Origin of the sequence: Micromonospora sp. CPM1 (genome assembly GCF_023896895.1) — a bacterium.
Lineage (GTDB): Bacteria > Actinomycetota > Actinomycetes > Mycobacteriales > Micromonosporaceae > Micromonospora > Micromonospora tulbaghiae.
On the sequence record NZ_JAMHIU010000002.1, the window covers coordinates 63,996 to 79,415 of the forward strand.

Here is a 15,420-nt window from a genome sequence, read left to right on the forward strand (position 1 = left end):
TACGGGCCGGCTGCGGGCGTGCCTGCTCAGGGGCTGGCGGCCAGGAAGACGAACGCGGCGAGCAGCACCAGGTGCACGCCGCCCTGGAGCACAGTCGCCCGGCCCGGCACCACGGTGAGCACAGCGGTCACCGCGGTCAGCGCCAGCAGCGTCATCTGGGTGCCGCCCAGGCCCAGCATCAGCGGCCCGTCCAGCCAGATCGAGGCGATCGCGATGGCCGGGATGGTCAGGCCGATGCTGGCCATCGCCGAGCCGAGCGCGAGATTGAGGCTGATCTGCACGCGGTCCCGCCGTGCCGCCCGGGCGGCGGCGAGCGTCTCCGGCAGCAGCACCAGCAGCGCGATGACCACACCGACGAAGGCCTGCGGCAGGTTGGCGGCGCCGACCGCCGTCTCGATCGCCGGGGAGATCGTCTTCGCGTCGCCCACCACCGCGACGAGCGCCACCACGAGCAGGGCCAGGCTGGCCAGCGCGGTACGCGTGGACGGCGGCTCGGCGTGCCCGTCACCGTTCTTGTCCTCGGCGAGGATGCTGCCCTCCTGCGTGACCGGGAGGAAGTAGTCGCGGTGCCGGCCGGTCTGCACCATGACGAACAGCAGGTAGAGCGCCAGCGAGGCGACGGCCGCGAAGGCGAGCTGCGCGGGGGAGAACTCCGGCCCCGGCCGGCTCGTGGTGAACGTCGGCACCACCATGCTGAGCGTGGCGAGCGTGGCCACCGTGGCGAGTGCCCCGCCGGTGCCCTCCGGATTGAACACCGCCACCTGCCGGCGCAGTGCGCCGAGCAGCAGCGACAGGCCGAGGATGCCGTTGCAGGTGATCATGACGGCGGCGAAGACCGTGTCCCGGGCCAGCGCCTGCGTCTTGTCGCCACCGCTGATCATCAGCGTGACGATCAGACCGACTTCGATCACGGTGACCGCCACCGCGAGCACGAGTGACCCGTACGGTTCGCCGACCTTGTGCGCGACCACCTCGGCGTGGTGCACCGCTGCCAGTACGGCCACCGCGAGCAGGGCCGCCACCACGAAGATGAGCGGGCCGGGCAACTCCCGTCCCCAGGTCATCACGAGCACGAGCACAGCGACCAGGGGCGCGACGGTGGTCCAATCGGTCAGACGGGATCGGATCATCGGCGGCATGCGCATACTTTGCCAGGGGGCAGAGTTGACCGCGCGTGGCGGGGTGGCTCCGGGCAGTCCTGTCGATCTATTCGATCGAGGCCGGTTGCTCCACGTGGGCGAGCACCTCACGGAGGTTCCCGATCACGATTCCGATCCAGCCCGGATCGGTGTCCTGGTGTTCGGTCGTCCGGAGCACCGTCATGCCGACCGCCGCCGCACCGGCCAGCTCGCCGTCCGCGCCGTCGCCCACGTACACGCAGTCCGCCGGTGCGACGCCCAGCCGCTGCGCGGCCGCGCGGTAGATCGCCGGGTCCGGCTTGGCCAGCCCGACCTCGCAGGAGAACACCGTGACGTCGAACCGCCGGGCGAGCGGGACGGCCGCCCACGCCTCGGCCGTCTCGGAGGTGGCGTTGCTGATCAGGGCCAGCCGGTGCCCGCGCTCGCGCAGCGCGTCGAGCACGTCCAGCGTGGCGGGCGAGACGCGACCCAGCACCCGGTGGGCGAAGACGACCGGCCGTGGCATGGCGGGATCCTACTGCGACGGTGAGCGGGGCCGGGGAAACGCAGAGGGCACATCCGAGATCGGATGTGCCCTCTTACCTCTGGTCGGGGTGGCCGGATTCGAACCGACGACCTCTTCGTCCCGAACGAAGCGCGCTACCAAGCTGCGCCACACCCCGAGGCGTGCCGACAAATAGTAGCCCACCCGCCCCCACGGTCAAACTCGGTACCCCCCGCCTCGCCCGGTCGGCAGATCTTGGTACGGAACGGCCCTCGGAGGGGCGGCCGCGTACCAAGATCTGCCGGGATCAGCGGGGGTCAGCGGGGGATCAGGGTGAGGATGCTGGCCTCGGGCGGGCAGGCGAAGCGGATCGGGGCGGTGGGGTGGGTGCCGAGGCCGGCGGAGACGTGCAGCCAGGAGTCGGAGCCGGGCCAGCGGTGCAGCCCGCGCGCCATCGAGCGGGGCAGCCCGCAGTTGGTCACCAGCGCGCCGTACCCGGGCACGCAGACCTGGCCGCCGTGGGTGTGCCCGGCGAGCAGCAGGCCGAAGCCGTCGGCCGCCATCCGGTCCAGCACGACCGGCTCGGGGGAGTGCGACAGCGCGATGGACAGCGCCGCGTCGCGGCTGACCGGGCCGGCCACAGCGTCGTAGTTGTCCCGTTCGATGTGGGGGTCGTCGACGCCTGCCAGCTCGATCTCCCGCCCGCCGGCCTTGAGCGTGGTGCGGGCGTTGTTCAGGTCGGCCCAGCCGGCGCCGGTGAGGATGTCGCGCAGTTCCTCGTACGGCAGCGGCACACCCTCGGTGTACTCCCGGTCGGGCAGGAAGTAGGTGAAGGGGTTCTTCAGGACCGGCCCGGTGTAGTCGTTGGAGCCGAAGACGAACGCGCCGGGCAGGTCGAGCAGCGGTTGCAGGGCGCGCAGCACGCCCGGCACCGACTCGGGGTGCGCCATGTTGTCGCCGGTGACCACGACCAGGTCCGGGTCGAGTGCGGCCAGGGAGGCCACCCAGTCCTGCTTGCGTCGCTGGCCGGGCATCATGTGCAGGTCGGAGAGGTGCAGCACCCGCAGCGGTTCGGCGTCGGTCGGGAGCACCGGCACGTCGTACCGGCGGAGGGTGAACATGTTGCGCTCGACGAGCGACGCGTACGCCAGGGTGGCCGCACCGGCGGCGACGGTTCCGGCCGCGAGCCGGAATAGTGTGCGCTTTCGCATGGCGTTCAGGGTAGTTTCACCGTCCATGAGCACGCTGAAGGACCGTCTCACCGCCGACATGCGCGCCGCTCTCAAGGCGCGCGACGAGCTGACCACCTCCACGCTGCGGATGGCCCTGGCCGCCGTGGGCACCGCCGAGGTCGCCGGCCGGGAAAAGCGCGAGCTCAGCGACGACGAGGTGCTCGCCGTGCTGACCAAGGAGGCGAAGAAGCGCCGCGAGGCGGCGGTGGCGTTCGCCGACGCGGGGCGCGCCGAGCAGGCCGGCAAGGAGACCGCCGAGGGCGAGGTGCTGGAGCGCTACCTGCCCAAGCAGCTCTCCGACGAGGAGCTGGCCGAGCTGGTCTCGGGGGCGCTCGCCGCGGGCGGCTTCACCGGCAAGGCGCAGATGGGCCCGGCCATGAAGGCGGCCCAGGCCGCGGTGGCCGGCCGGGCCGAGGGTGGTCGGGTGGCCGCCGAGGTACGCCGCCAGCTCGGTCTCTGACCCGGCGCTCCCGTAGCGCGGAAACGACGACGGCCACCTCCCGGAGGAGGTGGCCGTCGCTGTCCGCTGTCCGGGATCAGTTTCCGGGGCGTCCCGGTCTGCCGTTACCCGGTCCGCCGGGGCCACCCGGCCGGTCCGGTGTCGCGGTGCCGCCCTGCTCCGGGGTGCCGCCCTGGCCGGAGCTGACCTCGATCATCACCACGCCGCCCTTGATGGTGCGCCCGTCCGGGCTGGTGCCGGCCGCGGTGCCGGCCGGGCACTCCGACGGCACCTTGTTGCTGGAGACCACCGGCTCGAAGCCGGCACCCTTCAGCCGGGACTTCGCGGTCTCGATCGACTCACACTTCACGCCCGGGATGGAGCGCTGGTCGCCCAGGACGATCTTGCCGCTGGGCGGGGTGAAGTTCTTCCGCTCCTTGCCCCTCATGGCGTCACGCAGCGTCTGGTAGACCGCCGGGTTGATGCCCTGGGGCGTCTCGTCGTGGCCCATCTTCTGGTTGGTCTGCGGCCAGTCCGGGTCGGCCATGATGCCGGCCACCGCGTACTGCTTGGTCATCGCGACCAGGGCCGAGGTGCGGTCGGAGTCGGTGGTGCCGGACTTGCCGGCCACCGGCGCGTCGACGATGTTGCGGACGTTGCCGGCGGTGGCGGGGCCGCACTTGGTGGTGGCGGAGCGGTCACCGACCGGGCAGCGCGCGGCGTCGACGGCGGCGCGGGCCACCTCGGTGCTGACCCGCTGCTCGCAGCGGGGGTTGGCGACGTCCAGCTTCTCGCCGTCCGGACCGCGGATCTCCTGCACCGGGATCGGCTCGCAGTACTTGCCGTCGGCGGCGAGCGTGGCGTACGCGTTCGCCAGCTCCAGCGGCGTGGTCTGGGAGACGCCGAGGCTGAACGCGCCCCACTGGTGCGGGTTGGCGGCGAGCTGCGCGTCGCTCGACGAGCGGAACGTGATGCCGAGCTTCTGCGCGGCCTTCACCACGTTCTCCGCGCCGACCCGCTGCTGCAGGTCGATGAAGAACGTGTTGACCGAGTAGCCGAAGCCGCTCCACATGTTGTGCATGCCGGCCATCGCGGGGTTGGCGTTCTTCGGGCAGTACTTGCTGGTGCCCGGGCAGGCGGCGGGCGAGTTGAACTCGACCGGGTAGTTGGACTCGAAGACCGGCTTCGCGTTGATGGGGTAGCTGAGCGGGTAGCCCTTCTCCAGCGCGGCCACCAGCGTGAAGATCTTGAAGGTCGAGCCGGCCTGGTAGCCGGCGATGCCGGGACCGCCGGTGACCAGCGGGTTCACCGTGTTGGGGTAGTTGCCCCGGATCTTCTTCTTGGCCTTCTTCGGGTCGCTGGAGATCTTGTTCTGCGGGTCGGACGGGTCGTCGAGCTTGAAGTTCCGGTTCACCGCCACGGCGCGGACCCGGCCGGTGCCCGGTTCGACGGCGGCCACCATCCGGGCCGCCTTGCTGCTCTCGCCGAGCTTGTTGCGGACGGCCTTGTCGGCGCCCTTCTGCGCCTGGACGTCCAGCGTGGAGATGATCGTGTAGCCGCCGCTCTTCAGCCGCCGCTCCCGGTCGTACGAGGTGGCGCCGAACGTCTCCTGCTGGAGCCACCAGCGGTAGAGGTAGTCGCAGAAGAAGCCCCAGGAGCGGGTGGTGGTCTGGGTGCAGCCGTTCGGGGTGCGCTTGCCCTTGACCTGGAGCTTGATCTTCTTGGCGGCGTCCGCCTCCTGCTGGTTGATCGCGCCGATCTGCACCATGTTGTCGATGACGTAGTCGCGCCGGCCGACCGCCTCGGGGTAGCCCGACTTGGTGGTCGGGTCGAACGAGGTGGGGGCCTTCACCATGCCGGCGAGCATCGCCGACTCCTGGATGTCGAGCTTGCTCGGCGGCTTGTTGAAGTAGACCTGGCTGGCCGCCCAGATGCCGTACGCGCCGTTGCCGAACGCGGCGATGTTCAGGTAGCGCCGGAGGATCTCGTCCTTGGAGAGTTCCTTGTCGACCTGGAGCGCCAGGCTCATCTCGCGCAGCTTGCGGCCGCTGGTGTCCTCGGTCGCGGCGACGACGTCGGCCGGGTGGGTGGCCGAGTAGGAGATGGCCAGCCGGACGTACTGCATGGTGAGCGTCGACGCGCCCTGCCGGGAGGAGCCGGCGGCCTGGTTGTTGACGAAGGCCCGCGCCACACCGTTGATGTCCACGCCGTTGTGCTTGTAGAAGTCGTGGTCCTCGGCCGCGATGATGGCCTTCTGCATGTACGGCGAGATGTCCTTGAGCTGGACGTCCTTGCGGTTCTCGTCGTACATCGTGGCCAGCACGGTCTTGCCGTCGGACGCGAGCAGCTTGGTGATCTGGGGTGCCCGGGCGACTGTCAGCTCCTTGGGCAGCGCCTCGAACGTCTCCGCTCCGGCCTTGGCGGCCAGTCCGGACATCGCTGCCACGGGGAAGGCCGCCGCAGCGACCACCACTCCGGCCAAGAGGCCGCAGATCAGCAGCGATGCGGCGTTGGTCAGCACGTTGTGGTCACGTTTCCGCATCCAGGTCACCTCGACAGGGTACGCGAGTAGGAATCGGCGGGCGCGTGGGGAAGTTTCCCCATTTCCTGCATGCGCCGGCCTCGTTGTGCTAAACGCACGAGCCCTGGTCCGGGGTTGCGTGAGATCCGACGGAAGTCTCTCCGGAGTCCGGGAGTGGCGCAGCGTTTTCACGTACTCGGGCGGGGTAGTCGCGGGGCGAAAGCCCGGGAAGCCGGGAGTGTCCGGAATGATGGATTTCGCCGACAACGTTGCGTAATCGGGCGACTACACAGCATGATGGTGGCGGCGACCGCAGCCATGAGTCGTTTGTGCCGCCCTGGGGAGGCCGGCGCGAACGACCGGGGGGAAGTACGAGGGCTGCTCGCGCGAAGTCGGTAGGTACTGCAAGGGGGGACGTGTACAGATGGGCATGATCACTGACTGGCCGTCACTGGCGGCGTGTCAGAACGGAGACCCGGACGCGTTGTTCGTACAGGGCGCCGAACAGAACGTGGCGAAGAGGATCTGCCGGAGCTGCCCAGTTCGGTACGAGTGCCTGGCCGACGCGCTCGACAACCGGATCGAGTTCGGGGTGTGGGGTGGCATGACCGAGCGCGAGCGCCGGGCGTTGCTGCGCCGCCACCCGCAGGTCACCAGCTGGCGCAAGATGTTCGAGGCGGCCATGAAGAAGAACGCCAAGGAGAAGGCCGGCAAGGACAAGATCCTGGTCACCACGGCCAACTGACCGGACCGGTCAGCTCCGGCTGATCGCCTCGCCGATCGTCCGCAGCCCGTCGACGTCGTGCACGTCGGCGGGCTGCGCCGTCACCGACACCGCCGGCACCGCCGGGAACGCCTCGGTGAACCGGGCCGCCACCTGCTCCTCGCGTACCGCCTGCTGGGCCAGCGCGGCGTGCGCGCGCAACACCTCGACGGTGCCCTCGTGCCCACCCACGCCGGCCAGCCGCTCCGCGGCGGCCAGGCTCTCCGCGGCGGACAGGTCCGCCGCCGGCCGGTGCACCCGGTTGAGCACCAGCCCGGCCAGCGGCATCCGCTCCTCCCGCAGGCGGCCGGCGAAGTAGGCGGCCTCCCGGACCGCGTCCGGCTCCGGCGTCGCGACCAGCAGGAACGCCGTCTCCCGGGCCTGGAGGATCCGGTACGTCTGCTCGGCGCGCTGCCGGAACCCGCCGAACATCGAGTCGAGGGCGGCCACGAAGCCGGACAGGTCGGTGAGCAGCTGGGCGCCGATCACCTTCTGCACCACCTTCGAGAACATCCCGAAGCTCGCCGTGACCAGGCTGAACATGCTCCGCCCGCCGCTGCGCGCCGGGGCCAGCAGCAGCCGCAGCATCCGGCCGTCGAGGAACCGGGACAGCCGGGCCGGCGCGTCCAGGAAGTCGAGCGCGGAGCGCGACGGCGGCGTGTCCACCACGATCAGGTCCCACTCGCCCCGGGCGTGCAACTGGCCCAGCTTCTCCATCGCCATGTATTCCTGCGTGCCGGCGAAGGTGGAACTCATGGCCTGGTAGAAGGGGTTGGCGAAGATCTCCGCCGCCTTCGCCGGGTCGGTGTGCTGGAGCACCACGTCGTCGAACGTGCGCTTCATGTCGAGCATCATGGCGTGCAGTTCACCGCCGCCGGCCTCGACGTCGATGCCCTTGACCTGCCGGGGTGTGTTGTCCAGCTCGGTCAGGCCGAGCGACTGGGCCAGCCGGCGCGCCGGGTCGATGGTGAGCACCACCGTGCGCCGGCCGTGCCGCTCGGCCGCGCGCAGCGCCAGCGCCGCCGCCGTGGTCGTCTTGCCCACGCCGCCCGCCCCGCAGCAGACCACGATCCGTACGCCGTCGTCGGCGAGGATCTGGTCGACGTCAAGCGGAGGCGCCGCGTCTTCGGAAGGCACCAATCGAGCGTATCGGTCCCGAGGGGCACTCTGCTCCGTGCCGGCCGCAGGTGTGAGTCAATCCGCCCGGACGAGGGCCTCGGCGAGCGTCTCCAGCCCGGCCCGGTCGACCCCCTCGGGCAGCAGCGGCAACTCGACCAGGGGCAGGCCGAGATCCACCAGGTCACCCCGGAGGGAGTCCTCCAGCTCACGGCGTACCTGCTGGTCACGGGCCTCCTCGACGAGCCCGGCCACGGTCGGGCCGTCGGTCGGCAGGCCGGCGGCGGCCAGCCCGCGCTTCAGCTCGGCCGCGGTGACCGCCCGCCCGGCCGGCACCGGCGGGCGGACGCCGTTGACGATCACGCGGCCGACCGGGAAACCGAGCTGGGTCAGCTCCGCGACCGCGTCGAGCGTCTCCTGGACCGGCATCTCCTCCAGCAGCGTGACCACGTGCACAGCGGTCATCGGCGACCGGAGCAGCGCGGAGACGCCCTCGCTCTGGGTCTTGATCGGGCCGACCTTCGCCAGCCGGGCCGTCTCCGCCGTCACGTTCAGGAAGCGGCCGATCCGCCCGGTCGGCGGCGCGTCCAGCACCACCGCGTCGTACGTCCGGCGCGACCCGTTCGTCCGGGTGGTCGCCTCCTTGACCTTTCCGGTGAGCAGCACGTCGCGCAGGCCCGGCGCGATCGTGGTGGCGAAGTCGATCGCGCCGAGCTTGCGCAGCGCCCGGCCGGCGGCGCCGAGCTTGTAGAACATGTCCAGGTATTCGAGGAGCGCCTCCTCGGCGTCGACCGCCAGCGCCCGCACCTCACCGCCGCCGGGCGCGTCGGCGAGGTGCCGCTCCTCGTACGGCAGCGGATCGGTGCCGAAGAGCTGGGCGATGCCCTGCCGGCCCTCCACCTCGACCAGCAGGGTGCGCCGGCCCTCGGCGGCCAGGCCGAGGGCCAGCGCGGCGGCCACGCTCGTCTTTCCCGTGCCGCCCTTGCCGGTCACCACGTGCAGGCGGGCCGGCCATCTGCCGGCGGGCTCGGCCGGCTGCTCACTCGCTGCCATCCGTCGAGCCTAACCAGCCGTTGGGACCAGCTCTGTCCGGCCGGTGGGATCAGCCGACCTCGCAGACCCACCAACCCGTCTTCCGCACCACAGTGAAACGCAGCGCCTGCTCGGCGACCTTCTCGTCGGCGGTGGTCATGGTCACCCGGGCGGAGACGGTGGCCCGGTCCCCGGTCTGGTTGTCGACGGTCGGGGTGGGCCAGCGGAACCGGGGGTTCTGGTACTGCGCGACGTACTTCTGCACCTCGGCGACCTTGGTGGCGATCTTCTCGTCGTCGCGGGCCGCGGAGCAGACGAACGTGGCCGCCTTCTCGGCGTCGCGTTCCTGGTAGACGGCCTTGAGGAAGCCGTCCACCGCGACCTGCGGCTCCTTCGCGCCCTGGCCGTCCTCGCTGTCGCGCAGCGCGAGGAACGCGGCAGTGCCCCCGCCGCCGCAGAGCAGGACCGCGGCGGCCAGCACCAGCGAGACGATCAGCACCGCCGGTCGCTTGCGCGGCTGCGGATACGGCGGTGTGCCGGACGGGTACGCCGGCGGGCCGGCTGTGGGTGCGGATCCCGGCGCCGCGCCGCCGGTGGGCGGCGGTTGCGGATTCGGGTCGCCGGGCGTGCCGGTGTCGCCACCGGCGGGCGGTTGGGTCATCTGTCTCCCCCGGGTTGCGGCTCCCGTCGCCGCCCCAGGCGACGGGCACGGGTCGAGGTGTGCGGGCGCGCGTCGGCGCGCGTCCAGTCCGGAAGGGTATCGGTCGGCGGGGCGCTTGCCAGCCCCGCGTACGCGCCCCGCCGGACGGAGTCGGCTACCGCGTTCCCGACCAGCCTTGTGTCGCAAATGTGACTGGAGGTGACGAGGCGTGCGCGTCCCGTTGCCGGGACTTGTCGCAGGATCTACGTTCGTCCCCGACGCGGAGAGCCGGGCCGGGGACGGCTCCGAGCCGGATGGCGGTGTTGGTTGAACAGGTACGACGCCCGGAGGCGAAGGATGCGCGACGCGGAGAACAGTCCCCGAGGTCAGTTCCCGGGTGACCGGGCCGGACGGCCGGGCGAGGCCGAGGGGCCGGCCGCGCCGTTCAACGAGCGCTCCTACGGCTCGGCGGCCGACGGGATCCGGACGCTTCCCCGTTCCGGCGGGAAGGGGCGGGACGAGGACGAGCCCGGCTACGTGATCCACCTCCAGGTCCGGGTGCCCGACCTGGCGGCGGCCACCGCGCTCGCCGGCACGGTGGCCACCTCGCTGGGCTTCCTGGTGGAGCTGGACGCGGGCGAGACCACCGTCTCCACCGCCGACGACCAGAACAACAGGCACCGGGTCTTCTGCGACCTGCTGCTGCCCGACCGCAGCCGGTGCCCGCAGCGCTTCGAGCACGAGGGCCCGTGCGGCGAGCCGCCGCCGGCGCCGGAGCCGCGTCCCGCGTCCTGGTGACCGCGGCGGACCGTAGGCTGTGCCTGACCGAAGTCCAAGTCAGGCAAGGGAGCCCTCCTCCGATGCAGAAGTGGGAATACGCCACGGTGCCGCTGCTGGTCCACGCGACCAAGCAGATCCTCGACAACTGGGGCGAGGACGGCTGGGAACTGGTCTCCGTGGTCCCCGGCCCGAACCCGGAGCAGCTCGTCGCGTACCTGAAGCGTCCGAAGGGCTGACCTCCATGAGCAACGGACCCCACGCGAAGCTCGCCGAGCTCGGCCTCGCGCTGCCTGAGGTGGTGCCGCCGGTGGCCAGCTACGTGCCGGCCGTCCAGTCCGGGCAGCACGTCTACGTGTCCGGCCAGCTGCCGATGGCCGAGGGCAAGCTGCTCGCCACCGGAAAGGTCGGCAACGGCGTCTCGGCCGAGCAGGCGAAGGACCTGGCGGAGCGGTGCGCGCTGAACGCGCTCGCCGCGATCGACGCGCTGGTCGGGCTGGAGAACGTGGTCAAGGTCGTGAAGCTGACCGGCTTCGTGGCCAGCGCACCCGGCTTCACCGGCCAGCCCGGCGTGATCAACGGCGCCTCCGACCTGTTCGGCGCCGTGTTCGGCGAGGCCGGCCGCCACGCCCGCAGCGCCGTAGGCGTGGCGGAGCTTCCCCTGGACGCCCCCGTAGAGGTAGAGGTCATCGTCGAGGTCGCGTGACGCGCCCGCCCGCCACTGAAGCCCGCGATCTTGCGGTTGTGGCCCCGGCAGAAGCCCCAGACGGGGACAAAGCTCGGGCCGGAACTGCAAGATCGCGGGGAGTGGCGGGCGGAGTCGTACGATCGCACCCATGGGTGGGCGTATGGCCGGTGCGGCGGGGGCGCTTGCGGACGGGCTGCCGGGGTGGGTGACGTTGCTGCGTGCGCCGAACCCGGGGCCGATGACGCTCGACGGGACGAACACGTGGGTGCTGCGGGCCGGGCCGGACGCGCCCGCCGTCGTGGTCGACCCGGGGCCCGCCGACGAGGGGCACCTGGCCGCCATCGCGGCGCAGGGGCGCATCGGATGCGTGCTGATCACGCACGGGCACGCCGACCACACCGAGGGCGCGCCTCGGCTGCGCGAGCTGCTCGACGGCGTGCCGGTGCTCGCCGCCGACCCGGCGCACACCATCGGTGGTGAGCCGCTGACCGAGCCGGGCGAGGACTTCGGCGGGTTCGGCCTGGAGATCCGGCTACTGCCCACCCCCGGGCACACCGCCGACTCGGTCTGCCTCGTCGCCGCGCACGACGGCGAGCGCGTCGTGCTGACCGGTGACACCATTCTCGGCCGGGGCACCACAGTGGTCGCCCACCCGGACGGGCACCTCGGCGACTACCTGTCGAGCCTGGAACTGCTCTCCGCGTACCGGGGGATCCCGGCGCTGCCGGGCCACGGCCCGGCGCTGGCCGACTGCGGTGTGGCGGCCGACTTCTACCTGGCCCACCGGCGGGCCCGGCTGGACCAGGTGCGCGCCGCCGTCGCCGCGGGCGCCACCACCGCCGCCGAGGTGGTCGCCGTGGTCTACGCCGACGTCGACAGGTCGTTGTGGTGGGCCGCCGAGTGGTCGGTCCGGGCCCAGCTCGAACACCTCGGGGTGGAGCAGCCGTGACCTGCCCGGTGTGCGGAACCGTAGCCGTGCCCGGGGCGCGGTTCTGCCACAACTGCGGGGCGGCGCTGCCGGCTGCCGCCACGCTGCCCGCCGCCGAGCGCCGCGTGGTGACCGTGCTCTTCGGCGACCTGTCGGACTTCACCTCCTGGTCGGAGGACCTGGACCCGGAACGGGTCGGCGCGGTCACCGACCGGGTGCTCGCCGCCCTCGCGGGCGCGGTCAAGACGTTCGGCGGGCACGTCGACAAGCTCACCGGCGACGGGATCATGGCGGTCTTCGGCGCGCCGGTCGCGCACGAGGACGACGCCGAGCGGGCCGTCCGCGCGGCGCTGTCCATGCAGCGCGCGGTGCGGCGGGTGCTCGACGACGAGCGCGGCGGTGGCGCGCCGCTGGGCCTGCGCGTCGGCCTCAACACCGGCGACGTGATCGCCGGCATCCAGGCGGCGATCGAGTACACGGTCATCGGCGACACGGTGAACACCGCCGCCCGGCTGGCCGACGCCGCAGCGGTCGGCGCGGTCTACGCCGGGGCGCGCACCTCCGCCGCGACCCGGCACGTCGCCTCCTGGCGTGCGCTGCGCCCGCTGCGGCTCAAGGGCAAGCGGGAGCCGGTCGAGGCGTACGAGCTGCTGGGCCTGCTCGACGCGCCCGGCACCCGGTCCGGCCTGGGCGACGAGGCGCCGTTCGTGGGCCGGGAGACCGAGATCGGCCGGGTGGCCGGCCGGCTCGCCGAGGTGATCGACCGGAGTGAGCCCCGGGTGCTGCTGATGACCGCCGAGGCGGGGATCGGCAAGTCCCGGTTCGCGGCCGAGGTGGAACGCCTCGCCGCCGGCTACGACGTCGGCGCCGGGCGGTACGCGGCGCACACCGGCGCCCGGGTGCTCTCGGTGCGGTGCGCGGCGTTCGGCGAGCGTCGCCGGCTGGCGCCGCTGGCCGACCTGGTCCGGGCCGCCGTCGGCCTGCCCGGCGACGCGGCCACCGCCGTCACCCGGCCGGCCGTCGAGGAGCGGCTGCGCCGCCTCGGCCAGCGCCTGTCCCGGCTGCCCGGCGACCCGCCGCCGATCGCCGTGGACCAGCTCCTGGCCCTGCTCGGGTACGCCGAACTCCCGCCCGCCACGGAGAACGGCGAGTGGAACGCGGCCGGACCACCGCCGGACGACGAGGCGGTGCCGACGGCTGTCGCGGACCTGCTCAGCGCGCTCGCCGTGGAGGCGCCGCTGGTGATCGTGGTGGACGACCTGCACGACGCGACCGCCGAGACGCTCAAGGCGCTGGCGCTGACCCTCAACCGGCTCAGCGGGCCGGTGCTGGTGATGCTGCTCGGCCGTCCCGAGCTGGTACGCACCGCCGGTGCGCTGACCCGCGTCGCGGACGCCGAGGTGCACGCGCTGCCGCCGCTGCGCGGCGCGGACGCGTCCCGGCTTCTCACCAGCTACCTGTCCGGCGGCCGCATGCCCCAGGCCGACGCGGACCGGCTGCTCGCCACCGCGCAGGGCAACCCGTTCTACCTGGCCGAGCTGGTCACGCTGCTGATGGAGCGCGGAGCGCTCACCGCCGGCCCGGGCCGGGGCGCCGACGTCGGCTGGCGGCTCGCTCCCGGCTCGCTGGGCAGCCGGCTGCTCTCCCGCGACCTGGCCGCGGTGCTCGCGGCGCGTATCGACGCGCTGCCGCCCAACGCCCGCTCAGCGCTGCGCGACGCCGCTGTGGTGGGCGACACCGTACCGGCGGGCGCGCTGGAGGCGCTTCGGGAGCAGCGGGTCGGACAGGACGGGCGGCCCGCCGCGGTGGCCGCCGTCGAGCTGGACCGGGCCGTTGAGGAACTGCTGCAACGGCGCATGCTGCACCGCACCCGCAGCGGGTTCGCCTTCGCCACCCCGCTGATGCGGGAGGCCGCGTACGCCGGGGTGAGCAAGGCCGAGCTGGCCGAGCGGCACGCGGCGCTGGCCCGCTGGGCCGCGCCGGAGAGCGTCGACGAGACCGGCGCCGCACCGGGCGGCGCGTTCACCGAGTCCGTCCGGGACGACTTCGTCGCCGAGCACGTCGAGCGGGCCACAGCGCTCGCCGACGCGGTCAAGCTGCGCCCGGACGCGCCGGCCCGGGCGGTCACCCCGCTGGGCGTGGCCGCGCTGGGCCGGGCCGCCCGCCGGTCGCTGCGGTCGGGGGAGCCGGCGCTCGCCGTCGAGTACGCCGAGCGCGCGGCCGAGCTGGCCCGCGACGGGGTGCCACCGGCCGACCGGGTGGTGCACGCCCGGGCGCTGCTCCAGATCGGCCGCCCGGCCGACGCGCTCGCGTTCGCCGAGAAGATCGCCGCGAACACCGGCGACCCGGCCACCCGGACCGCCGCGCTGCTGCTGGCCGGGCAGGCCCAGCAGACCCTCGGTGACGCCGGGCGGGCCGAGTGCAACTGGCAGGAGGCGCTGCAGGTGGCCACCGACGCCGGCCTGCCCACCCTGCGGGCCTCGGCGATGCGGCGGCTCGGCATGGCCGACTTCATCGCCGGCCGGCTCGGGCAGGCGAGCAGCCGGCTGGCCGCGTCCTACCAGGTCAGCCTCGCCGCACGGGATCCCCGTGGGCAGGCCTGGTCGTTGCAGAACCTGGCCTGGGTGACCACCACCCGGGGCGACTTCGCCGGCACCGACGCGGTGCTCGGCCGGGCCGCCCGGCTGTTCGCCGAGCTGAAGGACCCGTACGGGCGGGCCTGGCTGCGCGGCACCACCGCGTTCGCCCGGCTGCTCGCGGGCCGGCTGCGGGAGGCGTGCCGGATGGCGCGGGTGTTCCTGCCGTTCGGGGAGCGGGTCGGCGAGGCGTGGGCGGTGGGGACGCTGCGCGCGGTCGAGGCGTACGCCACCGCCGAACTGGGCGACCTGGCCGAGGCGGACCGGGCTGCGCGGCGCGCGTACCGGGACTTCGCCGAGGTGGGCGACGACTGGGGGCAGGGCTTCGCGCTGGTGGTGCGCGGGGTGGTGGCGCGTGGGCTGGGCGAGCCGGAACACGCGGCCGACCTGTTCACCGAGGCGCTCGAGTACGCCGACCGGACCACCCACCCGCTGCTCACCGGCATGGCCGGCACGCTGCGCGGCTTCGTGGCGCTGGACATGGGCGACCACGAGACCGCCGAGCGGGAGGCGCGGTCGGTGCTGACCCGGGTGGAGCCGCACAACCCGCAGGCACCGGCCCAGGTCGCGCCGCGGGTGCTGCTCGCCATGGCCCGCCTCGCGGCGGGTGATCCGGGCACCGCGGTGGGGCTGCTCGCCCCGGTGGCCACCGGCGCGGCGAACGCGCCCTCGCTGCTGTTCTCGCGGCGGCAGACGATGGCCCGGTACGCCGCCGCGCTGCTCGCCCACGGCCAGCGCGAGCAGGCGCTCGACTGGGCGCAGCGGTCGATCACCGCTCCGGCCGAGGACGTGCGCAGCCAGGTGGTGGCGCTGCTGGTGCTGGCCGAGGCGCTCGACGCCTGCGGTCGCCGGGCCGAGGCGCTGACGAACGCGGAGGAGGCGGTACGCCTGGCGTACGCCACCGAGCAGCGCAGTGAGCGGATGGTCGCGGACGCGTTGCGGGTCCGCCTCTCCGGCGGCTGATCGTCCTTGTTCTGACGGTTCCGGGGATGTGTTCGTCGGTGGGGCCGGTTAGCGTGGGGCGG

General features: G+C 73.1%; 14 protein-coding genes and 1 tRNA gene. 7 read left to right on the top strand and 8 right to left on the bottom strand.

The annotated features are described in order from the left end of the window. Positions 1 to 26: 26 nt before the first annotated feature. The 4 genes from M8C11_RS02815 to M8C11_RS02830 form a co-directional block, all read right to left on the bottom strand. Entirely contained in the window at positions 27 to 1,130 is a 1,104-nt protein-coding gene (locus M8C11_RS02815) for a calcium:proton antiporter (protein ID WP_252448202.1), read from the bottom strand. Between the two features lie 76 nt (positions 1,131 to 1,206). Then, complete coding sequence (locus M8C11_RS02820) at positions 1,207 to 1,644, bottom strand: HAD family hydrolase (protein ID WP_252448204.1); 438 nt, start codon at positions 1,642 to 1,644, stop codon at positions 1,207 to 1,209. Positions 1,645 to 1,724: 80 nt separating this feature from the next. Then, positions 1,725 to 1,801: transfer RNA gene (locus M8C11_RS02825), tRNA-Pro, on the bottom strand. A gap of 139 nt (positions 1,802 to 1,940) precedes the next feature. Continuing rightward, positions 1,941 to 2,834, bottom strand: a complete 894-nt coding sequence (locus M8C11_RS02830; RefSeq protein ID WP_252448206.1) for a metallophosphoesterase — start codon at positions 2,832 to 2,834, stop codon at positions 1,941 to 1,943. Between the two features lie 25 nt (positions 2,835 to 2,859). On the opposite strand from M8C11_RS02830, the gene M8C11_RS02835 reads away from it, so the two are divergent. Next, positions 2,860 to 3,315: a GatB/YqeY domain-containing protein gene (locus M8C11_RS02835; RefSeq protein WP_120572746.1), complete on the top strand. Its 456-nt coding sequence runs from the start codon at positions 2,860 to 2,862 to the stop codon at positions 3,313 to 3,315. A 76-nt stretch (positions 3,316 to 3,391) separates the two neighbouring features. On the opposite strand, the gene M8C11_RS02840 is transcribed toward M8C11_RS02835, so the two are convergent. Beyond that, positions 3,392 to 5,836: a transglycosylase domain-containing protein gene (locus M8C11_RS02840; protein ID WP_252448208.1), complete on the bottom strand. Its 2,445-nt coding sequence runs from the start codon at positions 5,834 to 5,836 to the stop codon at positions 3,392 to 3,394. Positions 5,837 to 6,239: 403 nt separating this feature from the next. On the opposite strand from M8C11_RS02840, the gene M8C11_RS02845 reads away from it, so the two are divergent. Beyond that, entirely contained in the window at positions 6,240 to 6,560 is a 321-nt protein-coding gene (locus tag M8C11_RS02845; RefSeq protein WP_013289026.1) for a WhiB family transcriptional regulator, read from the top strand. A 9-nt stretch (positions 6,561 to 6,569) separates the two neighbouring features. On the opposite strand, the gene M8C11_RS02850 is transcribed toward M8C11_RS02845, so the two are convergent. The 3 genes from M8C11_RS02850 to M8C11_RS02860 are packed head-to-tail and all read right to left on the bottom strand — an operon-like array spanning position 6,570 to position 9,387. Beyond that, complete coding sequence (locus M8C11_RS02850) at positions 6,570 to 7,718, bottom strand: ArsA-related P-loop ATPase (RefSeq protein WP_194801989.1); 1,149 nt, start codon at positions 7,716 to 7,718, stop codon at positions 6,570 to 6,572. A gap of 54 nt (positions 7,719 to 7,772) precedes the next feature. Beyond that, complete coding sequence (locus tag M8C11_RS02855; RefSeq protein ID WP_121685110.1) at positions 7,773 to 8,747, bottom strand: ArsA-related P-loop ATPase; 975 nt, start codon at positions 8,745 to 8,747, stop codon at positions 7,773 to 7,775. A 49-nt stretch (positions 8,748 to 8,796) separates the two neighbouring features. After that, positions 8,797 to 9,387 (bottom strand): hypothetical protein, encoded by a 591-nt coding sequence (locus M8C11_RS02860; protein ID WP_252448210.1) that lies wholly within the window; start codon positions 9,385 to 9,387, stop codon positions 8,797 to 8,799. Between the two features lie 336 nt (positions 9,388 to 9,723). On the opposite strand from M8C11_RS02860, the gene M8C11_RS02865 reads away from it, so the two are divergent. The 5 genes from M8C11_RS02865 to M8C11_RS02885 all read left to right on the top strand — a co-directional run bounded on the left by M8C11_RS02865 (position 9,724) and on the right by M8C11_RS02885 (position 15,358). After that, positions 9,724 to 10,164 carry a hypothetical protein gene (locus M8C11_RS02865; RefSeq protein ID WP_252448212.1) on the top strand — a complete coding sequence of 147 codons (441 nt, stop codon included), beginning with the start codon at positions 9,724 to 9,726 and terminating at the stop codon, positions 10,162 to 10,164. Between the two features lie 62 nt (positions 10,165 to 10,226). Next, on the top strand, positions 10,227 to 10,382 hold the full coding sequence (locus tag M8C11_RS02870; RefSeq protein ID WP_013289021.1) for a DUF4177 domain-containing protein: 156 nt from the start codon (positions 10,227 to 10,229) through the stop codon (positions 10,380 to 10,382). Between the two features lie 5 nt (positions 10,383 to 10,387). After that, entirely contained in the window at positions 10,388 to 10,849 is a 462-nt protein-coding gene (locus M8C11_RS02875; RefSeq protein ID WP_120572751.1) for a RidA family protein, read from the top strand. A gap of 130 nt (positions 10,850 to 10,979) precedes the next feature. Next, entirely contained in the window at positions 10,980 to 11,780 is an 801-nt protein-coding gene (locus M8C11_RS02880) for an MBL fold metallo-hydrolase (protein ID WP_374666869.1), read from the top strand. Next, positions 11,777 to 15,358 carry an adenylate/guanylate cyclase domain-containing protein gene (locus tag M8C11_RS02885; protein ID WP_252448213.1) on the top strand — a complete coding sequence of 1,194 codons (3,582 nt, stop codon included), beginning with the start codon at positions 11,777 to 11,779 and terminating at the stop codon, positions 15,356 to 15,358. The genes M8C11_RS02880 and M8C11_RS02885 overlap by 4 nt, the downstream gene beginning before the upstream one ends. Positions 15,359 to 15,420 lie beyond the last annotated feature (62 nt).